The sequence below is a fragment of the Synechococcus sp. UW179A genome, from assembly GCF_900473965.1.
GTDB lineage: Bacteria > Cyanobacteriota > Cyanobacteriia > PCC-6307 > Cyanobiaceae > Synechococcus_C.
This window is the reverse complement of the sequence record NZ_UCNJ01000032.1, coordinates 164,924-183,292: the sequence shown is the minus strand read 5'-3', so window position 1 is coordinate 183,292 and position 18,369 is coordinate 164,924. Positions and strand designations below refer to the sequence as shown.

General features: G+C 45.7%; 28 protein-coding genes. 13 read left to right on the top strand and 15 right to left on the bottom strand.

Features of this window, described 5'->3' with window-relative positions; all coding sequences use genetic code 11:
- Positions 1-7: 7 nt before the first annotated feature.
- The 3 genes from DXY31_RS15350 to DXY31_RS15340 all read left to right on the top strand — a co-directional run bounded on the left by DXY31_RS15350 (position 8) and on the right by DXY31_RS15340 (position 1,340).
- A complete protein-coding gene (locus tag DXY31_RS15350; protein ID WP_114994589.1) occupies positions 8-370 on the top strand; it encodes a hypothetical protein in 363 nt (120 codons plus the stop codon).
- Positions 371-578: 208 nt separating this feature from the next.
- On the top strand, positions 579-818 hold the full coding sequence (locus DXY31_RS15345) for a hypothetical protein (protein WP_114994588.1): 240 nt from the start codon (positions 579-581) through the stop codon (positions 816-818).
- 156 nt (positions 819-974) lie between these two features.
- Complete coding sequence (locus DXY31_RS15340; protein ID WP_114994587.1) at positions 975-1,340, top strand: hypothetical protein; 366 nt, start codon at positions 975-977, stop codon at positions 1,338-1,340.
- A 67-nt stretch (positions 1,341-1,407) separates the two neighbouring features.
- Here DXY31_RS15340 and DXY31_RS15335 read toward each other — a convergent pair whose 3' ends face one another.
- Together DXY31_RS15335 and DXY31_RS17640 are read right to left on the bottom strand one after the other, a co-directional pair.
- Positions 1,408-1,656 carry a PepSY domain-containing protein gene (locus DXY31_RS15335; RefSeq protein ID WP_114994586.1) on the bottom strand — a complete coding sequence of 83 codons (249 nt, stop codon included), beginning with the start codon at positions 1,654-1,656 and terminating at the stop codon, positions 1,408-1,410.
- An 88-nt stretch (positions 1,657-1,744) separates the two neighbouring features.
- Complete coding sequence (locus DXY31_RS17640) at positions 1,745-1,975, bottom strand: hypothetical protein (protein WP_114994585.1); 231 nt, start codon at positions 1,973-1,975, stop codon at positions 1,745-1,747.
- A 376-nt stretch (positions 1,976-2,351) separates the two neighbouring features.
- Between DXY31_RS17640 and DXY31_RS15325 the strand changes: the two genes are divergently transcribed.
- Entirely contained in the window at positions 2,352-2,543 is a 192-nt protein-coding gene (locus DXY31_RS15325; RefSeq protein WP_137025024.1) for a hypothetical protein, read from the top strand.
- Between the two features lie 602 nt (positions 2,544-3,145).
- Positions 3,146-3,391 carry a hypothetical protein gene (locus DXY31_RS15315; RefSeq protein WP_114994582.1) on the top strand — a complete coding sequence of 82 codons (246 nt, stop codon included), beginning with the start codon at positions 3,146-3,148 and terminating at the stop codon, positions 3,389-3,391.
- A 22-nt stretch (positions 3,392-3,413) separates the two neighbouring features.
- On the opposite strand, the gene DXY31_RS15310 is transcribed toward DXY31_RS15315, so the two are convergent.
- A complete protein-coding gene (locus DXY31_RS15310) occupies positions 3,414-3,650 on the bottom strand; it encodes a hypothetical protein (RefSeq protein ID WP_114994581.1) in 237 nt (78 codons plus the stop codon).
- A 153-nt stretch (positions 3,651-3,803) separates the two neighbouring features.
- Here DXY31_RS15310 and DXY31_RS16595 point away from each other — a divergent pair, with 153 nt between their 5' ends.
- On the top strand, positions 3,804-3,983 hold the full coding sequence (locus tag DXY31_RS16595; RefSeq protein WP_137025023.1) for a hypothetical protein: 180 nt from the start codon (positions 3,804-3,806) through the stop codon (positions 3,981-3,983).
- Between the two features lie 250 nt (positions 3,984-4,233).
- Here the strand turns inward: DXY31_RS16595 and DXY31_RS15305 are convergent, their stop codons facing one another.
- The 3 genes from DXY31_RS15305 to DXY31_RS15295 all read right to left on the bottom strand — a co-directional run bounded on the left by DXY31_RS15305 (position 4,234) and on the right by DXY31_RS15295 (position 5,970).
- Positions 4,234-4,581 carry a phosphoribosyltransferase family protein gene (locus DXY31_RS15305; protein WP_170953738.1) on the bottom strand — a complete coding sequence of 116 codons (348 nt, stop codon included), beginning with the start codon at positions 4,579-4,581 and terminating at the stop codon, positions 4,234-4,236.
- A gap of 480 nt (positions 4,582-5,061) precedes the next feature.
- Positions 5,062-5,433 (bottom strand): DUF3104 domain-containing protein, encoded by a 372-nt coding sequence (locus DXY31_RS15300; RefSeq protein WP_244279861.1) that lies wholly within the window; start codon positions 5,431-5,433, stop codon positions 5,062-5,064.
- A gap of 300 nt (positions 5,434-5,733) precedes the next feature.
- Positions 5,734-5,970, bottom strand: coding sequence for a hypothetical protein (locus DXY31_RS15295; RefSeq protein WP_114994578.1), 237 nt, complete (start codon positions 5,968-5,970; stop codon positions 5,734-5,736).
- A gap of 9 nt (positions 5,971-5,979) precedes the next feature.
- Here DXY31_RS15295 and DXY31_RS17185 point away from each other — a divergent pair, with 9 nt between their 5' ends.
- From DXY31_RS17185 to DXY31_RS15285, 3 genes are all read left to right on the top strand, one after another.
- The gene (locus DXY31_RS17185) at positions 5,980-6,135 is read left to right on the top strand and encodes a hypothetical protein (protein ID WP_170953737.1); all 156 of its coding nucleotides are present in this window, start codon (positions 5,980-5,982) and stop codon (positions 6,133-6,135) included.
- A gap of 968 nt (positions 6,136-7,103) precedes the next feature.
- Complete coding sequence (gene psbN / locus DXY31_RS15290) at positions 7,104-7,349, top strand: photosystem II reaction center protein PsbN (RefSeq protein ID WP_114994577.1); 246 nt, start codon at positions 7,104-7,106, stop codon at positions 7,347-7,349.
- Between the two features lie 41 nt (positions 7,350-7,390).
- Positions 7,391-7,588 carry an AlpA family transcriptional regulator gene (locus DXY31_RS15285; protein WP_114994576.1) on the top strand — a complete coding sequence of 66 codons (198 nt, stop codon included), beginning with the start codon at positions 7,391-7,393 and terminating at the stop codon, positions 7,586-7,588.
- 288 nt (positions 7,589-7,876) lie between these two features.
- On the opposite strand, the gene DXY31_RS15280 is transcribed toward DXY31_RS15285, so the two are convergent.
- Entirely contained in the window at positions 7,877-8,191 is a 315-nt protein-coding gene (locus DXY31_RS15280) for a DUF1330 domain-containing protein (protein ID WP_114994575.1), read from the bottom strand.
- A gap of 595 nt (positions 8,192-8,786) precedes the next feature.
- Between DXY31_RS15280 and DXY31_RS17180 the strand changes: the two genes are divergently transcribed.
- Complete coding sequence (locus DXY31_RS17180) at positions 8,787-8,930, top strand: hypothetical protein (RefSeq protein WP_170953736.1); 144 nt, start codon at positions 8,787-8,789, stop codon at positions 8,928-8,930.
- A 556-nt stretch (positions 8,931-9,486) separates the two neighbouring features.
- Positions 9,487-9,867, top strand: coding sequence for a hypothetical protein (locus DXY31_RS15275; RefSeq protein ID WP_114994574.1), 381 nt, complete (start codon positions 9,487-9,489; stop codon positions 9,865-9,867).
- Positions 9,868-10,029: 162 nt separating this feature from the next.
- On the opposite strand, the gene DXY31_RS15270 is transcribed toward DXY31_RS15275, so the two are convergent.
- A complete protein-coding gene (locus DXY31_RS15270; RefSeq protein WP_114994573.1) occupies positions 10,030-10,581 on the bottom strand; it encodes a hypothetical protein in 552 nt (183 codons plus the stop codon).
- A gap of 670 nt (positions 10,582-11,251) precedes the next feature.
- On the opposite strand from DXY31_RS15270, the gene DXY31_RS15265 reads away from it, so the two are divergent.
- A complete protein-coding gene (locus DXY31_RS15265) occupies positions 11,252-11,446 on the top strand; it encodes a hypothetical protein (protein WP_114994572.1) in 195 nt (64 codons plus the stop codon).
- 276 nt (positions 11,447-11,722) lie between these two features.
- Here DXY31_RS15265 and mscL read toward each other — a convergent pair whose 3' ends face one another.
- The 4 genes from mscL to DXY31_RS15245 form a co-directional block, all read right to left on the bottom strand.
- Positions 11,723-12,112 (bottom strand): large conductance mechanosensitive channel protein MscL, encoded by a 390-nt coding sequence (mscL, locus tag DXY31_RS15260; RefSeq protein WP_114994571.1) that lies wholly within the window; start codon positions 12,110-12,112, stop codon positions 11,723-11,725.
- Positions 12,113-12,390: 278 nt separating this feature from the next.
- Positions 12,391-12,801 (bottom strand): hypothetical protein, encoded by a 411-nt coding sequence (locus DXY31_RS15255; RefSeq protein WP_137025022.1) that lies wholly within the window; start codon positions 12,799-12,801, stop codon positions 12,391-12,393.
- 22 nt (positions 12,802-12,823) lie between these two features.
- A complete protein-coding gene (locus DXY31_RS17480) occupies positions 12,824-13,030 on the bottom strand; it encodes a hypothetical protein (protein WP_114994569.1) in 207 nt (68 codons plus the stop codon).
- A 195-nt stretch (positions 13,031-13,225) separates the two neighbouring features.
- The gene (locus DXY31_RS15245) at positions 13,226-13,546 is read right to left on the bottom strand and encodes a Nif11-like leader peptide family natural product precursor (RefSeq protein ID WP_114994568.1); all 321 of its coding nucleotides are present in this window, start codon (positions 13,544-13,546) and stop codon (positions 13,226-13,228) included.
- A gap of 336 nt (positions 13,547-13,882) precedes the next feature.
- On the opposite strand from DXY31_RS15245, the gene DXY31_RS15240 reads away from it, so the two are divergent.
- Positions 13,883-15,802, top strand: a complete 1,920-nt coding sequence (locus tag DXY31_RS15240) for a hypothetical protein (protein ID WP_114994567.1) — start codon at positions 13,883-13,885, stop codon at positions 15,800-15,802.
- A 29-nt stretch (positions 15,803-15,831) separates the two neighbouring features.
- On the opposite strand, the gene DXY31_RS15235 is transcribed toward DXY31_RS15240, so the two are convergent.
- The 3 genes from DXY31_RS15235 to DXY31_RS15225 all read right to left on the bottom strand — a co-directional run bounded on the left by DXY31_RS15235 (position 15,832) and on the right by DXY31_RS15225 (position 17,383).
- On the bottom strand, positions 15,832-16,365 hold the full coding sequence (locus DXY31_RS15235; protein ID WP_244279859.1) for a hypothetical protein: 534 nt from the start codon (positions 16,363-16,365) through the stop codon (positions 15,832-15,834).
- Between the two features lie 222 nt (positions 16,366-16,587).
- On the bottom strand, positions 16,588-16,953 hold the full coding sequence (locus DXY31_RS16590; RefSeq protein WP_137025021.1) for a hypothetical protein: 366 nt from the start codon (positions 16,951-16,953) through the stop codon (positions 16,588-16,590).
- A gap of 151 nt (positions 16,954-17,104) precedes the next feature.
- Positions 17,105-17,383: a DUF3104 domain-containing protein gene (locus DXY31_RS15225; RefSeq protein WP_114994565.1), complete on the bottom strand. Its 279-nt coding sequence runs from the start codon at positions 17,381-17,383 to the stop codon at positions 17,105-17,107.
- Positions 17,384-18,369 lie beyond the last annotated feature (986 nt).

Sequence of the window (18,369 nt, the reverse complement as noted above, 5' to 3'; positions counted from 1 at the left end):
ATTGATTATGAAGTGCATCCCTGGGATTGGGGTTTTGGCGTTGCTCGGTCTCAGTTTCAACAGCTTTGCATTAGCCAATATCAAAGACGAATTTCAACGTGCTCAAGGTTGCGACTATTTTAAGGCTCCATATGTCAGTGATGTTGGTGTGTATAAAGATGCGAAAGTGCGCTTTTGCATTAGCGCTGATCAACAAGAATTGATCTATGTCATGGCTATGGGTACCTCATGGGTGGTTCCTTTTAATCGTCAATATCGTTCCAAAGGCATCCTGAGCTTGAATACATTGGAAGATAACCGCCTTGTTCTTTATCAGAAAGAAGATGGTGTTGTCACGAGAAAAGTTTTGGGGCGCAAGCGCGGCTCTTAATCAGAAGAGTCTTCCATTTAGCTCGCAGCTCTGGTAGGGCTTGTCCCTGTTATGGCCCTGCTGATCCTTTCGCGTTGCTGCGTCGTCTTTGAATGCTTCGTTGGTTGGCTATTTGACAGTCTTCTTGGCATTGCGATGAAAAGCTTGAAAAAAAGAGATCCACATGGCGTACCAAGCACGGAATTCTCAGGCTCCACGGCGAGGATCCATGCCTCCGAAGCCCCAGGATTCGATCAACCTGAAAATTGCCTCCTCAACGTCCTTCACTGAGGAATGGCAGCCCAGCCAGCCACAGCTTGATAATCAAATCAATGTTGCGATTGAAGATATTCGCACGATTCTTCAAACGCTTCAAAGTGACATCGGAGCGAGTGACCGTTACGTCTTAGGGCTTCTGGATGTCGTTGCCGACGATTACCGCGCACAGTTGCCATCAGGGAAATCCTGATTGACTAAAGCTGATGCTTGATACAAGCGGCCGTTAATAATTTTCACCCAGTCGCCAGTGACGTCAAATGATTTTCGCTTTCGGTTGAAATGATACTTGCTTGGCAGGCATTAAGGAGATGATGTCTAATTAGTTAAGGTGAAAGGTCCGTCAGCCATGGTGATGCTGAGTGCTTTGATTGGTGTTTCGCTTATTTTCTGGTTCACGGTTGGATTTTTTAGTCATGTCAACTGGTTCCAAAATGCTTTTAGGCGCGAAGCTGAGAAGATCGACCGTCAGCAGATTGGCAGCCAGAGTAAAAGCCAAATTTTGACTGGTTCCGGAAGTCTTACTGCCAAAAAGGGGTTCGTGCTTGCCTATTGGGACGATATTAATCAAGCGTTCTCTGCAAGTGGCTCTGATCAGGCTGAGCGAAGTCCGGTTGTTTTCGATATCGCAGCCATCAATCTTGTTGCATTTACTTCCATATGCATGCTTGTATTTGTTAGCAAAGGTTTATTTCACTCTTTGGGTTTGACGTAAAAGCTAAAGATTTTGATTTGTTCTCGGCTTGGGGTTTTGTCTGCTACTCTGAGAGTCAACTAATCGTCTAATCGTCGAGCCGCTCTAGCAATACATTGCACTTATAATCCATTTTTATGTCCCATTGCTGATTATTTTTGATTGCTTCGAATTCGTATAGGCCGTCATCATTCTCCTTATCGATAATATTAAATCCCCTTGCTGTTAGTTTCTGCGAGCATTCAGAGATTGTCCGAGGTTGAGCATGAGCGATCATGGCTGTCATGCCAATCAAGGCTGCCACCGCCAATATTGTGGTCTTGATGAAACGTCTCATTGATGCTCAATTGATTCTAGTCGACCCATAGCAATCTTCTTCTGCTTGTGCCAAAGGCTTGAGAATCCGATCGATGAGTGATCAGATTTCACTTTTTCCTGCAATAGCCGGCGCCGATATTCATCCACCCTGACTTGCAGGCTTCTCCATTCGTGGGTGCAACCTCATAATAGATCGGCGAAACACATGTTGTACCAAGCGTGTTGACGTAACCCAAGGGGCATTGATTGTGTCCCTGAGCTTTGGGGATTTTTTTCTGGGCTAGAGCAGTACCCGGTGTCACGAGAAGAGTCAGCAGGATTAGGAGTGATGGACGCATAGAGAGCCTTGGCTGTTGTTTGAGACGTGTTTTAAGTCAGACCCACCGTAACTGCCAACAATCGAAGGAAATCCGCTTCTCCTGCAGGCAGGCTGGTTGAGCGAGGCTCTGCCGTGAGTTACGGGTGAGTCGAGCAGCCCTGTACGCTGATCGACTCGTTGGACAGCATTTCGAGTCTTGCAAGCGAGCTGCTCGGATTCGCTTTAGAACAGTTTATAACTCTTCAGCGTCATTTGTATGTCTTGAAGCACTTAAATGATCCTTTTTGTTTCCGCTTTCACGCAGCGATCTGTCTTGTGTCTTGGCATTGCCTCTGCGGAGTGGCCGGGGGTACTGTTAATTCATCGCAATGTTGAGTCATTTCCGGATGTGGAACATGGTTGGTTTGTTGCTTGGAAATCTTGAGCTGGATGCACTGACTTCAACTGTTTTTGTCATTGCAACAGTTTTTTTCATGGCGAGTTTTGTCTATGTTTCTCGAACCAATGACATGATTGGTTCTTTGAAATCATTGTTGCCTAAAGGCAAGAGTAGGAGGCCTCTGCCAGGTCCGGATGAGCCACTCTGAAGTTAAAACGATAGAACTGCATCATGTCGATTGCTTTTGCTGATTTGCCATCATTCTGAGCTGATATGTTCTAGAAGCGTGTTTTGCAGCGAGCGGCGTGAATTTGTAGCTCGCTCTCGAAAGTATTGTTTGACGTGCTGTAAGCGTGAGGTGCTTTGTTCCCTGTGCCCAAGACCCCTGCTGAGCAATTGAATCCCCGCTGATCGATATTCAGCTGAAAGGTCTCTAATTGCAGGCCTTGCTGTTCCTCCTGCTCGGGCGTTTGCCTTTCCAAGGGTGGCATCGGAGGTGTGACTGGTCCTGAAAGAAGCAATGCAAGCAACATGCAGCCATTTCTGTCATGGCCGATTTTGTCCTATGTCAGCGGTGATTGGAAGTGCTCCAGGTACTAGCCGGCGATTACCTCAAGCCATAGCAGTCCACTGAGACACAGTGATGCAATGGCTAGTGAAAGCCAGTTGTCCTTCAGAACGCGTGTCATCCATTGTTGGTATCTGCATCAATCAAACGAGCTTTAGCTCAATGAGCAAGTTTTTGAAACGTGCTAGCTGAGTCCTGAACATTGGTTCAGTGGCCAGAATGGTCTCTGCTGCTTCGGTTGCATGTCACAAGAGATCCCACTTCAGGAACAGGTGCGTAAATGGTTTCGCAGTCATCTGCTGGGTCGTGAGGTGGAACTCCAGGAGCTCTATGACCTCCCTCAGAGTGAATTGGACCTGCTGATGGCCGAAACGGCAGAGATCCGCTCTGACGGGGAGAACCGTGCTCGCAGCCATGGCCGCTGGTGCACTGCGGGATATATGCTGGAATTGGCCCGGATCATTGATGCCAGAAGAGCCGAAGTTTGATCAGGAACTGTCTTTCTGCGTTTCATTGCGGGCTGCGGTCCATCACCTTGTTGAGCACGGCTGTTTTGATGCGAGCCCGGTCTCGTTCCACGTAGATGGCAGCCCAGTGATCTGGCTTGTCCTTGTCATGGATGGCCTTGATTGGACCATCAAGCTTGCGTAGCACTTCATCTACAAATGCTTCCGGGGTGTCTCCAAAGGTGTCGTGCTTGCTAAGTAACTTGTCGAGCTTTTTGAAGAGTTGTGTGGCTCTGGACATGAATCAGGGCAGAAGTTGTCTTGATCATGACTCTTCGCGGGACAGTCGAGCTGATTTGATCTGAGATCGCTGATTGTTGCTGCTGGGAATAGCTGTTCAGCAGTTTCGCTGCTGATCAATTAGAAGGAGGCTGTCCGGTGTCCATCCTCATCCATGCCCGATACTTCATCTCAGCCCGCCGGATTTAACCCACTCGCCATGGTCGATATGTGGCAAGACATGCGCGCCCTGGTCGACCAGTGGGAATCAAAATACAATTCAAGCCCTGCAGATGCAGCTGTTGCTTTTCAGGAATTCTCAGCAACCCTTGTGGATCAAGCCAAGAATCTCTAGGAGCGCAATGATCTTATGGCTTTTCAGCTTTAAAAGCTTTGCCGCTGTCTGTTGAATTCTGCCCCTTGTGCGTGCTGAATAGTCACTGGCTTGGCTGGCTTGTAGGGCGAACGCTTCATTTCAGGCCAGGCTGACATTGAATTTTGTAGAGGAAAACAAAATTCTCCACTCCCAACTTACCGGCACCAACATATTCGCGGTTTAGGTAGGTGGCAATCTCAAGAGGTTGTCCTTCTGCTTGTATAACGGATTAATAGGTTAGGCGCACTGAAAAGCCTGTGTTGATAATATCGTCGATAATCAGAACAGATTGATTTTTGAGGATTTCGGTGTAACCTCGCTTAATTTCGAAGTTAATAGTTTCCCCTTGTTCGTAGACTGCATTTTCAGTGAATATGCAGCGACTGACAAGTGCCAGTGCTGTGTATTGAACGCAAACCAACCCTCCAGTTTTAGGTTTATAGATAGTGTTAGGTTGCAAGCCGTGATTCTTAATTTCTTGGCTAATTAATTGGCCAAGTTGATAGGCTAATTCGGGCTTCAGATTGATAAGACCCTTCACTACCCATCTAGCGCCACGGTCGCCTGATGTATGCACAAAGTGGTCATTCTCGATCAGGGTTCCACTTGACTCGAGAATTATTCTTGTTGTTTGTTATGTCGGTTGGCTAGGCATCATCACGGCAAACGAGCATGCCCCCAGATTGCCAATTTTTTAGGTCCCAACCATCTCAGATTCGCTCGATCGTTTTCACCTCCTTTTTCACTGTGCTGCCATTCCAGTCAATCCAGGAATGTTTAACAGAGCTGGCGGTGAATCATCCACTGAACATGATGATTTACGCCTCGATCGTGAAGCAGCGACAATTTAAGTCTTGGCCAGACCGATTGCCGAGTTGGCGAGCTCATTACCAGAGAAAGCTGCCCTTCGGCAATGAGTATGTGATCTCAGGCACATGTTCTATGCGATACACATACTGAAGACAGGAGAGGCGTCGAGCACTTCTCCTTTGGTGATAGGTAGACGGAGGCCGGGAAGGCCTCCTTTTTTTTCTGACAGCTTTTTGTGGAGAATCGATTAATCCTCGAATCCATCCCAGCCTTCTTGTCCAATCCCGTCCAGTCCATGCAGGACGTGGGTTACCTGGGTGGGATGAACCCAGCGAATTGCGCCGTCTTCAACGTCTGCCACCTGAAAAAGCGAGTTCAGCTTTGAATGTTTCCCCCATCCCTTGCAGAAAATCACTTGCCCTAACCACCAGTTCCTTTCGATATCAACTCTCTCAGTGGTAGGTGTCAGTTCTCTGACGATGATGAACTGACCAGGGCGGATCGACAGGAAAGCTGAAGCCGCATCGATGACGTTTGAGGTGGGCGGTCCCAAGGGAGGATAAATCGGCATTGAAGTACGTTTGTTCTTCCTCTGGTCTAACCCTGGTTCGTCGCCCATGGAAAGAGTAAAGACACGCACTTGCAAGGATTAGGTATTAGTCCTTTTCGGCCCTGCAGATGTCCTGCCAAGGCGGTTTTCCGCCACTTGTCGCAGTAGAACCTGCAACTGTCTGGTCTCGCCTAGTCCGGCGCTGCAACTGGATGGAAGCGCCGGAGTCGCAGTTAGGCGACCAATCGCGCCTGTCGACGATTGGACTGACAACCTGGCATGGGTTCACTACCGGCCCTTGCATCACATGCTTCAGGAAGGCGGATGAATTGAGTCAGGATCTTGAACTTGTGAGGCTCTGGGCTTCAGTCAACAGGCCTCCAGTTGCTGGTTGTTCACTGGCTTTCCCCAGGCCATGGTCTGTTCGCTGTCAGACCATTGTTCTGACAGTGTGTTCAGCAGATCGCGAATCGCATGATTGGAACATGCCGTGTTTTGCACAAGGTCATCCAGAATCTGTTCGATCTGATCACAGGCTTGATTGACCAGTTTGAGCTGCTCCTCAACGGGCCAATGCTCCTCCATTGCCAGTGTGGTGTCTTCCATTGGGCCGTGATGGTGGCATTTCCACCGATCGTCACCATGATGAAGCCTTCTGTCGACCCGCATCTCTACCGGTTCGCATGCCTCGAGAGTGGTGTTGCTCTGAGCTCGCTACCAAGGAATCACAACGGGGCCAACACATCAGGCTGCGTTGTTGTGGCCTTCTGAGAGCTTCCTGTGAGCTTTGTCAGCTTTGCGAATGATTTTTTGAGCCTGCTCCCTCGTGAGGCATTCCTCTGCTTTGATCTTGAGCCTGACAAGTTTGCGGTGCTGTTTGTCCGGATTCATCTATTTCACCTGCATTCAGTGACTCATCGCTCAAAGGCCTTAAGAAGGTTAAAAGGCGGTTAAGCAGACTCATCGTACAGCTGGCCAGAGCGTGAGTGAGTGGTCACTGAGCATTGTTTGATCATTCAGAGGTCAGAGCATCAGACCATGCTGATTTTGATGTGATTAGGTCCCTGACCATCAGGCGTGAACGCCATCAGCCCTCCTTTAAACACGTCAATAATCCATCGAGCTTCAGCTGCCTTGTCATGTCTGTGAGCGAACGTTGCCCTGGTTTTTGACAGATCGACGATCAGCTTCTGGGAGTCAAGGATCCATAGGCTTCTGCTGTGAGGCTTAAAGCGTCTTGAATCGGCTTCAGTTCATGCATTGATGAGCCTTGAGTGGAACCCAACGCTGACTGGCATCTGACCAATCCTGGCTCTTACGTGAGTTGATCTGCTGTGGCCAAAAGCCGAGAGATTGACTAAGCACTTGCAAGCTGATTCGCCATCAGGCCTCTGCGGCTCATCGTCGTCTGCAAAAACGATTTTTAGGGTTCGCAGATGTTCGCAGAAGTTCGCCGCACAAATCCGACGCTTTACTATTTATTTTTCTTTTAAGGCACAAATGTTGCAGGTGCATCGCTGCTGTGCATTCGCATCTCTGGCCCTAACATTTGCACACATAGGCATGCATCTTGTTGCCTTGCCGCTGGTTGCATTCGCCCATAATCCGTCAATAGAATTAACTTGTCGGCGTTAATCTTTAAGGGCTGTATTTATGCCAATTGTAAATGTTTGGCGAAGCAATCGTTACAGCAAGAGCTTTTTGAGCGGCCAATATTCAGTGAGTATTAAAAGGTCTTCATGGAGCTTGCAAATCAAGATCTTTCCGCATATCTAATGATTGGTTCGTTGGCCGTTTTGGTCCTGGGAACCCTCCTGTATGGGATTTACACCGCATTTGGTGCCGGTTCTGTGCAGTTGACAGATCAGATTGAAGAGCATGCCAGGCTGCATAAGCTTGGTATTGCGCATTCTCATCAAGGCCAGGGTCGGGCTGTTGCCCATGGTGGGCAAGCTCACGCAAGCCATGATGCAATCAATTCTTGAGTGCCTGAGTCCCTCCATGCTCACATCGAATATCATTCGCCTTGGCCAATGACGCTGGTGCACCTCGGTTCCTCAGGCTTTCGCAGGTGATTGAGATGACTGGTGTTGGGAAAACATTTATTTATACCCATATGGAAAAAGGTACTTTTCCTAAACAGATACAAATCAGTGCAAGGACAGTTGTGTGGTTAGAGCAAGATATTATTCGATGGATGAAGGAAAAAATGCATCAGGGCTAAAAATATCTAAAAACGATCGTTGATGTTGTCGTGATTGTTTCAGGGGGATAGATCTGCTCGGATCAGTATCCTTGTACGCATTTCATTTGCTATTACCGTCTAGTCCGACACTGCAGAGGATGACAGTGTCGGGCGTGCTGTAGACGACCAATCGCATCCTGTCGAGACCGCGATCAGAACTTCAAGATGGCATGTAGTTCTCGATTAGTCTGCATCACTTGAATCAACAAGCAGGATGAAATGACCTAGACCGATTCGTGGTTGATTTCCTTCGTTCACGGTGCTGATTCATGCTGAAACTCGGTGGGCAAGCTTGTCTCCTTCTTCTAGGATGCTGAAGCATGCTTCGCTGTTAGGAGCTCTCAGGCGAATCATCTCCTGATATTCAGGTGCCTCATAGGCGGTTTTAGCTGCCTCAACGCTCGGAAATTCCACCAAAACAGTCAGGTGCCCAGGGTTACCTTCTCTCACATCAGTGTGAGCGTCCCGGATAAACATTTTTGCTCCACACTTCTGGAGATATGCTTCGGCTGCGGCTGCATAAGCCATGAAACCTCTGGGATCGTTAATGTGGCCTGTCGCGAGCCAGTAGCCCTTCGCCATAGCTTGATGAATCGATTCTTTTGATTCTGGCGATCACGTCTGATGAATGCGATTCTTGTTTTGGTTTGGTCTTTCTTCTAAACAATTTGGCGGCCTTGAACGTAGGCTATTTGTTGATTGCTGATTGAGAATATGGGTAAGCCATTGATTTATGATCAAGAAACAACCTGATCGTTATCTCTCAATATCTGACAGGCAGAAAGAGAGGAGCAGTAGTAGTGCTACGGCAATCAGCATCAGCTGTCTGGATTCATTTCATCATCCCGGAAGCGGAAATAAACCGCGAGCACGAATGCCCAGAACAAGGCCAGAAACGCGATCATTCTCAGATGGGTGGTGTGTTACCCGTGGATGCAGTTGATTATGAATGGTGATGAGTATTTATACTGTGTTCTGCGAAACCTTGGGTTTTGTGTAGGTCTTTGTCGTGCTCCCTTATCTATGGCCGTTCTGACGACTCATGAGATTCAGGATTGACATTGCTTCTGGCAACCAGTCCGGATGTATCCATTGAAGCGTTGATGGAGAAATTCGTCACTCACCCATAGACCTGAGCCTCAAGGGAGGCCAGAACTGATTCAGCAGAGTATTGGCAATGAAAGTTTTTCTCGCCCTCCTGGGGATCGTCGGCGTTGTAATCGCCACAGTGCTCCTCTCCCAGAAAGAGTTTTCAGACATCAAGGATTCACCTCAAGCAGAAACGGATACACCTGAGGCTGTTGAGCTCAGGCGGGAGTGAGCGCTTGAAGCAGGGGGGCTTCCTTGCTTTTTAGTTCAAGTGCTCTTAGAGGAATGGTGTGTTTTGCTTTGCTGAGTTTCACCCTGACCAAAGCAAGAGCTCAATCCCTCATCAAGGCCTGTTTGGCGCGATGACCAGGGGCTCAGTGGTTGTGTTTTCGATGATGATGGAGTGACTTTGACGAGTAGCGATTTTTTCCAGAGGTTCGTGGATTACTAATCCTGCTCCGAAGATGCAAAGTCCTGCAAAGGCGATCGAAGCAGGAAGTACCCAAGATGCAGGTGCTTTTGAATGAGTCCGATCCATGTGTGATTGCAAGCTACTGAAATATTGAAGCTGTTGGTGTGGACCTTAAAATGAAAAATGGTGCGTTTTCATGTAGCAAGTCAACAGGAATTGTACGTCTTGTTTAAATATCGCGTTGGTGTGAGTTAGAATGCGTGAATTAAGGGCTATGAGGATTAAGAACGACCTTTCATAATATCCTCGTATTTAAAAACTTTTGCACTTTTCGAAATTGATTATGATGTGGTGTAGAATATCAGTATGAGTAGCGATGCCGAGTGAAAAAGTATGGAAAAGCGCATGTGAATCGTCTCTTTGGAGTAACAGAATCAATGACCGGATCGAGTGGGAATATTACCGAAAGCAGTATTGTGGAGGAGAGGTCAAAATCATTAAGGCTGGTGAGTGCAATTTGGTTGATTTTTTTAAAAACTGGTCGCCAAGTGATATTTCTGACCTGGGGTTGATTAGGTTGAGTGATTTGGTTATTAAATCAATGAACGACAAGCAAATGTATGAATATAACGTTACGGCAAATCGAGATTTCTTGCATAAGGCAAGGGGCCGGATTGCACGCCGCTTTGAATCTCGTATGTATGACGAATGGCTTAAGATTAAAGTACTCAACTCTGGGGTTGAACTGAAACAGTAAAGGGTCGTGCATTGTTGGCTTTTTATGATTTTGGCAACAGAAAGTAATCTGATTCAGTTGATTTGATCAGAATTAATCACGTATAGAGTTTTTTACTCTACAACAATTAATTGGCCAATGTTGCTCCTCTTATTCGTCTGCGGGTTGGCTTTTATGTTTTGGTCAGATATTTGTATCTGTTTTAGTGGGCTGATATCCAAAGATATTGAGCATTAGATTGCGTAAATTTGCCGCAGTTTTCAACGCTGTCAACAAGCTCTTCTCCTGGGCTGGACTTTTCTTGATGACATACTGGATATCTTGTATGACCATGTGAATCATGTTCATCGCAAGAATGCACTGAGCGTCCTCGCAATGCTGCTGTCTTGTGTCTGTATACATTGCAACAACTTCTTTGATGTAGTCTATGAAAACAATTTTTGAGAAGTCTTTGGCAAAAATATCTTCAGCATTCCAGCCCAACTGTTGTATCAGTTCGCTGCAATTTCTTAGGGCTAAGTTGGTCTGCTTACTCTCTTGGATCTCTTTCTTGATAAAATGATAAATATTTGACAAGCAATATTGCATTCCAAAAATAAGGCTGTCCTCCCGTTCTAAATCGTTTTGAATTCTGGACCAGACAATCCTTGCTATTCGATCGTCTGGCGTCATTCTCGATAATTCTGCTAACTCGGTCGAGCGATTTGCAAGCTCTTCATTCAGATCATGATTCATGGTGGAATTTAATGGTCATGAGTTGGGTGGGTGAATTCAATTATTATATTCTAGAGTGGAAGAGTCAACTAACTCAGCTAAGTTATCAATACGTCTTTGTAGAAAGCTTGTTTTGGAGGCAATCGTTTTATTCTATTTTTCGAACGATTGAATGGTTGTGTCCAAGATAGGTCAGTTTTACCAAGGAATGATCAATCTTCAGTCAAGTTGTTTGGCTAGCTGCTCTAGGAATCTTGCCCGTGAAATTTCTTTCTTCACCCTCACGTCACTTAGCCCACTGAGCCACGAGACTGTTGAACGTCTCCAACGACTGAGGCTGCTCTGTAAAGACTGGTTTTACGTGGTTGAAGTCCATAAAAACCCTGTCAATCTTTGCCTGCTGCATTTTGTAGAGTGCATTCATTAATATCAGCATTAATTTAGCTACCAAAAAGTTTAATTCGAATCGTGGATCTCTCCTTAAACTATTGCAATTGATTTAAAACGCCTGATGTTTCAGCTGAGTCTCTCGCCAAAGAATTCCTTATGGATCTGGCCTCGATAGCCGGCATAACCTCGTCGTTTCCTCTGCCAAGGTGGTCGGGGGGTAACGATTCGCGACCGAAACAGTAGGAACGCTGACACACGAATGAACCATGAGTATTGAGTAGGGGGACGCATGAGAAGCCCAATGGTTCTAAGCCAGCTGTCAGGTCTTATTCTGGTTGTTGTTGGTGCAGTCCTGTTTGCAACTGCTCTTCAGCTCTACACCTTCTGGGCGAGCGAAGCTGTACTGTTTTCTGCCAAGCAGAGGTTTGACGAAAAAATCGAGATGCTCAAGCGTTCGATTCCAAACTTCTCTTTTCGACGACGTAAGGCCGCTTAACAGCTGCTGATTGCGGAGGTTCTCACCGTTGTAATCAGGATTACAACGGTGAGTAAAACTGACTTGTCAATTTTGATTGTTTTGCACCATCGGTTTCAGTTGATCGCCTATGACCCTGAACCATGCTTGTTATTGGGGTACGGTGCTGTCGCTGTTTGGCCTGACGTCACCATATGACGTTGTTTCCATGAGTGATTTAAGCCCGTCTGACTCGGGCTATTCTCGCATCACTCCTGAGATTTTTCTGGTCGTAACTGTGCAATAGTTGAACATGCCTCAGGATTTATTATTGAGGCTTTCCATGACTTCTGTTAAGCGTGTGATGGCTGATGTCAGTTGAACCTGAGGGTCAGGTTTTGACGTTTCAATGACTTCTTTTTTCCGCTTCATTCTTTCGACTGTTCTCACGACCAGGAAACAGACAAAAGCAATGATAATAAAGTTTATTGCTGCGACAATAATCTCTCCCCCTGGTAATTGAGCTAATGATTGAACATTCGCTTCTTTCAATGCTGGTTCAAGTGCATTGGTCATGATCAATTCAACAGTTGAGTTAACAACTTTCCCAAATGCACCTGCGATGATGACAGCAACTGCAAGGTCGATAACATTGCCTTTGTTGATAAAAGCTTTGAAATCTGAAAAGAATGTGATTTTTTTTGGCATGCTGCATAGAGCGTCTCCCCACTGCTTTAGCTATGGATTTTCAAAAATCCCATTGTTCTTTATTGATTATTTTTTGTTCCCTTTTTGCTTGCAGTGTTATAAATTTAGAGGCTGGTGATCCTTGATCCTTAACTTAACCACTTATTAAGATGCTTATTTGAGATTAAGGTGTTTTTGAACTCTTAATTGAACGCTCTGGTTCGTGATTAGATGTCTAGAAGTATCTTAGAAGGCTTTGTCTAAAGGTGTAATGTGCTTAGATATATTTCAAATTGACTTTATCTAAGCGATGATATCTTTTCGAACCATGCTGGTAGATTTCCTGTTAAACATATTTCTTGGTCAACTTTGATCGAATCGTTTTTCGTCACAATAAACCACTTCTCTCTGGCATTCACTGGGTCATCCTCAAGATAGAGCTCTGTTGCCCCTCGGCTTTTGCATTTGCCCGTCATGAGCACGGTTTTATCTGCTGCATCAGCAACTGGGACAAGTAGGACTCGTTCGGCATTGAGCCCATAGAATTCATCAGTTACGACGTTGTATTTTTGTATATCTGCATTTGATTGTGTGGGTGATGAGAGTAATAGGAATGCAAATAGGGCTGAAATCCAGGCATATCGGTTAAGTGCTTTTAGTGCTATTTTCAATTCACTAATCAAAGTACATTTACTTGCTGATGGTTTCATTGCTTTGTTTTAGGCTGACTGTTTACTTTTTGGAATAGATCTTGTCCAAATAAATGGCTGTATCTTCGACTTCCAGCATTAAATCATCCATTGACATGATCAGTGTCCATGCTGCAATAGCAGCGTCTTGATCAGTAACATAAATTGCCAAGAGCCTCTTCCTCCATTGTTCCGGCTGAGAGTCGTAGTTGGCTTTGAATTCGTAGAAACTTGGTTTCGAGATGTTCATGGCATTTGTAGTCGTTGATTAACATTGCAGTCGCATGGCTGACTAGTGTATTAATACTAACGAGCGTATCATTGTGATCACCTGTTGGCTTTTGTTCTGAAGATTGGCTCTTTATTGGTTAATTTACCATCCTTGTTCAATATCGTCAGCTGATTTTGCAATTGTTTATTTAATATTGTTTGGATTGAAAAGGTGTCACTTGGTCTCGTAATCCATTTTATTAATCTCTTCATTGCTTAACTCTGTTACTTGTTGGCTATCAAGTCCCAGCTGAACGTCAATTAAGTCGTCTGTTGTGATGGAAAATCCTGTTTGCTCAGCGAGTTCTACGATGCAGCCCTCACATTTAGATTCCTTGATTTTCTGTTGAAGTTCTGGATCGGCCTTGACTTTTTCCAGGAATGCTTTCAGTTGGTCTTCGGACATCAATAGCACAGTCTGTATTTTTTTATAGCAATGACCAGCCCCTTCGCCTTCTGCGTGATTCCATTTGCAAATATCTGCTGCTTTGTGCATCACTCTTATTTGTAGGACCCTGGGCGTTGAAAACTTATTTTTGCTGTGTCTATTTCAATGAGTGAGTTATTGTTTTGATGATCGTTGGTCTTGTTTCTCTTGATCGACGACGTGCTGTTATTCATTTTGTCTGCTAGTTGCGTGAGCTTTTGATTTTTTGGAATTGACTCTGCTCTTTTTGTGCGGTGGCTTTGGAGTATTGACTTTGTTGATACAGTTTATCAATATTCCAATGATTTGTTTTTAACACTTCACTCGTTTTATATGTGTTAACAACCTCTTGGTTGACGACCATCCTTGTATTCTTCAGAATTGAGCAAGCATATTTAGATCTAGGTGGTTATTAAAGGCCAATTGAATTCCGGCCTCCTTGGCGTCACGGCAGATATTCAACTTTTTGCGGTTACCGATCTTGATGCCATTAAGCCTGAGCTTATCGCAACGACCCGCTCAGACCTGTCTGGACAATTCTTCTTTGACGTTACATCTATTGACCAGGACAAGACCTATTACTTGATGGCAAAGCAAGGGGAGATGCAGTGGGGATCTGTGTTTCTGAATAATTCGGGCTCTCGCAAAATTGAGTTGGAAGTGAACGAGCGCACGACACTTGCTTTGGCGTTCACGCTGAATTCTTTCATTAGCGGAGAACACATTCGAGGCAGTGATACGAGTCAACGTGTAGCAGCTTATACCTATAACAACCTGATTCGTCAGGATGGATCGCTAGATGCGACGCTGCTCAACAACCCAGTTTCTGCGCAGCGTTTGAATTCACTGGCTAATCTTTTTGCTGCTGCAAAAAAAGACTTAAATGTTCGTCAACAGTTGTTTGCGTTGACCACTGTTGATCAACAAGAGCCCACTACCACCCTCGAGGCGGCTATCAACATTGCGCAAAATCCAACGCATAATGCTGAACGGCTTTTTAAGCTTTCTCAGCAAGTTCGCAACATTTATGGAAATGATCTGTCAACATCTGAACCGCCTACATCTTGGATTTTGTTTCTTGAGCATTTTGCTGCTGAACAAGAATCTAATTCGCCGATGTTTGGACCTGGAAATATTGCGATTGATAAAAATGGAGACCTCTGGATCGCTAACAATTTTAATCCTTATGTGAGTACCCAAGGTGTACCTTTCCCTAGTAGAACCGCTATCCGTCTTGATCCTGGCGGGCGGATGGTGAACGGAGCACCCATTCGGGGTGGAGGGATTTATGGTTCTGGGTTTGGAATCGGGATTGACACTAAGGAGCAAGTTTGGATTGGTAATTTTGGCTTCGGTGGCTCGAAGATTCCCCTGAATGGTAATGGCAACAGTGTTAGTTTATTTGATAAGGATGGCTTGCCGCTGTCCCCAGGTATCACCCCAGAGTTGTCCTTGCTAAGTAGTCGCTTTGCGACAGATTCTACCCTCGTATTCGGCAGAGAGCCTTCTGGGGGATTTACCCAGGGAGACATGCTGGGTGTGCAGGGAGTGGTCAGTGATCAGCGGAATAATATTTGGATTGCTAGTAATCGCGATACTCGTAATTTTCATGACTTTGGTGGTCAGCGCAGCAAGTTGGTCGTTTATCCGAATGGGATACCTGATGATTTTGTTGAGCTTAGTTTTGATCAATCAGGTCTTTATGCGCCTTTTGACATTGCAATCGATTCTGATGGCGATGCATGGGTCACTTTTCAAAAGGGTGGAGAGGATAGCCAGGGTGGTGTGGCCGAGTTCAGCTTTGACTCTGTTACCGGTGTGAGGCTTGAACGCGAATTCGTTGGTGATCAATTTAATTCACCTTATGGTATTGCTATTGCTCCTGATGATGGTATCTGGATTACTAATAATGGTGGTAGTCCTTTGCATAGTGGTAATCAATTGATCCGTATTGATCAAGGTGACAGTAGCTTTAACCAATTTGAATTAGGCTCTTCATCAGGCCCATGGGGGGTTAATATTGATGGTGCTGGTCATGTTTATGTTAGTGGATTTTCGAGTTTTTCTGTTTTTGTTCTTGAGGGGCTGAAACAAGATTCCTTGTATCAACGTGGGGAGCTCCTCAGTCCATTAGGTGGATTCAACTTTGATGGAGAACTCGAACGCCCAACGGGAATTGAGATTGATACTCTTGGCAACGTCTGGGTTTGTAATAATTACTCGAAAGATCCCCGTTCCTACGGTGCTCATAGTGTTTTTCAGATCATTGGACTTGCTGAACCGGTTGTTACGCCTTTGATTGGTCCCACAATGTCACTGTTGTGAGAATATTAATGATCCCAGCATGTTTTGCCTCAGCAACAGCAGGGTTTTGTATCCGCTGAGCCTTTAACTGGAGTAGTTTCTGTAATCCAGTGGATCTGGTGTTTCTCGGTGGTTTCTTGGCGCGCTAGTACGAGCATCGGTACAGTTGCCACCCCTTGTTCTATGTGCTCTCGGTAAAGGCTCACAAGTTCGCGATATCGCTGTGCAGTCCAACCATGGTTTGTGTTGTCGCGACTCTGCCAGTATTCATGCAGGGCTCGTTGACAATCGTCCATTCCAAACTCCTGCCAGCACCTCTGTTGAGCCAGTAATGGATCGCTTCCCTCTGCGATGAGTTGCTGGTAGTGCGTCAGTTCAGGTGCCTCATCGCGTCCATCTGGGGGAATGTATCGCAACAGTTGGTTGAGCTGTATGCGGTCGAGGCGTAGCCAGCACCGATTTCGAAGAAGGACCGGCAGCTCCCATGACCAGGCCCTAGCATTGCTCACATCCACTAGTACGTCACGCAGCCCAAGGCGTTGGGTTTCGGTGAGGCCTGCCAGAGGCTGAATGTTGATTGTCAACGGACCCTCACCGAGCTTCACTTCCATGATCATGCCTTTGTTGTATTGCTTGCCGTTGCTTCAGCGCACACCATCGTTTGCATCATTCGAACATTGCAATGAGCTGCTGACTGTTTAACCATAAAATCACAGGTTTTGATGAGGTGGTGTTAGTGGTTTGCTCACTAAAGATGACCTGCTGTAAATATCCCACGTTCACTTTGATTTCTCCACGATTTGAGCTTAGGTTGGAGATTGTTCAGGTTGCCAAATTTTTGAATTTGGATCCCATACCGGCTTGGAGTATGAACCATGTAGTTCATGTTGTGGTCGCGTGACCCCAAGTTTTTCATGACACCCCTGGACAACCTGGATCGATTCCTGGTGGTATTGCTTCCAAGGAAGAAGCTTTTGTCCATTCCAGATTGGTGGTAATCCTGTTGCATCGAAGATTTGATTGAATTCATCAAAATATTTCTGAAGGTCTTTGGCTTCCAGTATTGTTTGCGGATTATTTGTTTGTGATGATCTTTTGAACGGCTCTTGTTCCGTGCATCTTTCGAATTCCTGCGTCAATGTTGTTTGCTTTTTCCACTCTTGATGGCCCATGAGATCATCAGGGCTAACAGTGCAATGAGAAATACTATGTTCAGAACTAAGATCAGTTGACCTATGCGATTTTTGGTGTCATTTTCAACCTGGCTACGCATCTATCATATTTTCATTAAGTTTCCATTGCTGGAAAAGCAACCATTGTTATTCAGCCTCGTATGAGTGGAACAACCTTATTGTGTTCCATCCCTGCAAGGCTTAGGCGTGTTGTTTGTTCGGCATTGACTTGTCGTATTTCCCCACTATCGGTATCAACAATGTTTAGCATCGTAACACCATGTATTTCTCTGAATTGATCCGGATAGCCAATAATCAAGCCAATCCACCAATTTGTATCCGTGGGCTCAGGATTCAGAGTTGACTGCACAAGAACGAAGTCTCCGGCTTTCACCCCGATAAATGGTGGACGGTCATTGCTTGTTGGCATGGTTCTCCAGCTCTGCTGATAAGAACCTCACACTCTCATTTCGCCAAAGGCGTTACGTGCTTTCTAAGGTCTTGAGTCGGCGTGGTCCATAAGCATTAGGACTTATTCGATGATTGTTTTTTTGGACTTTGTTGCCACGCTTTCCTTCGTTTGGTTTTGTTTTGAAAGCTTGGATAGTCTCTAACCATCTCCGCCGCCCAGTAATGACAATCGTGTCACGTTCACTTTTGAATATTCAATTCACGTTCTTGTGATGCGCGGTTGCTTTGGCTGAATACTTCAGTCTATTACTTCATTCCTCAATGATAGCTGGTTCTTCATCATGGACCTATCCCTTGATTGCACTGATGGTCTCGGGCGAGTTATCTATTGCCATCACATTTGCTCCGATTCTCTTGTCTATAATGGAGTTCTTCTAAGTCAATCCGTATGCTCACCAACGAGGAAAGAAATGATTTGCTTGCGGTTGACAGGCTTGAATTCCCTGAGGACCCTGATCTTGGTCGCGTTGATACAAGAAAGGCCACCATCCTTGGTCAGGCTTGGGTGAAGTTACTTCGTTCTGGGCAACGTACGGAGAATTCTTCTTTGGGCTTGTCTTCCTGACAATCGCTCGCTCAGTTTTTCAGATGCTTGTTAGTATTCTTTATTGTAGATATTTATTTCAGCAATGACTGGTGATAAGCAACTTTATGCTCATCACCGTTCTGAGTATGGATCTTGCCAACTGCCTGTCAAGAGCTTTGTTGAGAACCGGCCTTGCTCGGTTCCCCATGTGCTCTGATCTCGTCTGCTTCTCTGATGGCTTCCGCAGACTTGCTGGGTCAAGGGTTCTGTTGCTCAGCAAGTTCATGTTCACTTGGCCTGATCAAGGTCTCGACGAACTCTTTGCTCTTTCAGTGCTGGCGCGTATGCCTGATGAAGCAAGGCCATTTCGTTTGGCAAATTGCTCAGCACACCGTCCAGCTCCAGTTCGAGATAAATCG

Excerpts from the sequence above, each read along its gene's own strand:
- DXY31_RS15335 (WP_114994586.1), bottom strand. The coding sequence starts at position 1,656 with ATGAGACGTTTCATCAAGACCACAATATTGGCGGTGGCAGCCTTGATT.
- DXY31_RS15325 (WP_137025024.1), top strand. The coding sequence starts at position 2,352 with ATGGTTGGTTTGTTGCTTGGAAATCTTGAGCTGGATGCACTGACTTCA.
- DXY31_RS17185 (WP_170953737.1), top strand. The coding sequence starts at position 5,980 with ATGGTGGCATTTCCACCGATCGTCACCATGATGAAGCCTTCTGTCGAC.
- DXY31_RS15350 (WP_114994589.1), top strand. The coding sequence starts at position 8 with ATGAAGTGCATCCCTGGGATTGGGGTTTTGGCGTTGCTCGGTCTCAGT.
- DXY31_RS15295 (WP_114994578.1), bottom strand. The coding sequence starts at position 5,970 with ATGGAAGACACCACACTGGCAATGGAGGAGCATTGGCCCGTTGAGGAG.
- DXY31_RS15310 (WP_114994581.1), bottom strand. The coding sequence starts at position 3,650 with ATGTCCAGAGCCACACAACTCTTCAAAAAGCTCGACAAGTTACTTAGC.
- DXY31_RS17480 (WP_114994569.1), bottom strand. The coding sequence starts at position 13,030 with ATGAACATCTCGAAACCAAGTTTCTACGAATTCAAAGCCAACTACGAC.
- DXY31_RS15225 (WP_114994565.1), bottom strand. The coding sequence starts at position 17,383 with ATGCCAACAAGCAATGACCGTCCACCATTTATCGGGGTGAAAGCCGGA.
- DXY31_RS15300 (WP_244279861.1), bottom strand. The coding sequence starts at position 5,433 with ATGGGCGACGAACCAGGGTTAGACCAGAGGAAGAACAAACGTACTTCA.
- DXY31_RS15340 (WP_114994587.1), top strand. The coding sequence starts at position 975 with ATGGTGATGCTGAGTGCTTTGATTGGTGTTTCGCTTATTTTCTGGTTC.
- psbN (WP_114994577.1), top strand. The coding sequence starts at position 7,104 with ATGGAGCTTGCAAATCAAGATCTTTCCGCATATCTAATGATTGGTTCG.
- DXY31_RS17180 (WP_170953736.1), top strand. The coding sequence starts at position 8,787 with ATGAAAGTTTTTCTCGCCCTCCTGGGGATCGTCGGCGTTGTAATCGCC.
- DXY31_RS15245 (WP_114994568.1), bottom strand. The coding sequence starts at position 13,546 with ATGCACAAAGCAGCAGATATTTGCAAATGGAATCACGCAGAAGGCGAA.
- DXY31_RS15315 (WP_114994582.1), top strand. The coding sequence starts at position 3,146 with ATGTCACAAGAGATCCCACTTCAGGAACAGGTGCGTAAATGGTTTCGC.
- mscL (WP_114994571.1), bottom strand. The coding sequence starts at position 12,112 with ATGCCAAAAAAAATCACATTCTTTTCAGATTTCAAAGCTTTTATCAAC.
- DXY31_RS16590 (WP_137025021.1), bottom strand. The coding sequence starts at position 16,953 with ATGGGCCATCAAGAGTGGAAAAAGCAAACAACATTGACGCAGGAATTC.
- DXY31_RS15270 (WP_114994573.1), bottom strand. The coding sequence starts at position 10,581 with ATGAATCATGATCTGAATGAAGAGCTTGCAAATCGCTCGACCGAGTTA.
- DXY31_RS15275 (WP_114994574.1), top strand. The coding sequence starts at position 9,487 with ATGCCGAGTGAAAAAGTATGGAAAAGCGCATGTGAATCGTCTCTTTGG.
- DXY31_RS17640 (WP_114994585.1), bottom strand. The coding sequence starts at position 1,975 with ATGCGTCCATCACTCCTAATCCTGCTGACTCTTCTCGTGACACCGGGT.
- DXY31_RS15255 (WP_137025022.1), bottom strand. The coding sequence starts at position 12,801 with ATGAAACCATCAGCAAGTAAATGTACTTTGATTAGTGAATTGAAAATA.
- DXY31_RS15280 (WP_114994575.1), bottom strand. The coding sequence starts at position 8,191 with ATGGCGAAGGGCTACTGGCTCGCGACAGGCCACATTAACGATCCCAGA.
- DXY31_RS15265 (WP_114994572.1), top strand. The coding sequence starts at position 11,252 with ATGGTTCTAAGCCAGCTGTCAGGTCTTATTCTGGTTGTTGTTGGTGCA.
- DXY31_RS16595 (WP_137025023.1), top strand. The coding sequence starts at position 3,804 with ATGCCCGATACTTCATCTCAGCCCGCCGGATTTAACCCACTCGCCATG.
- DXY31_RS15345 (WP_114994588.1), top strand. The coding sequence starts at position 579 with ATGCCTCCGAAGCCCCAGGATTCGATCAACCTGAAAATTGCCTCCTCA.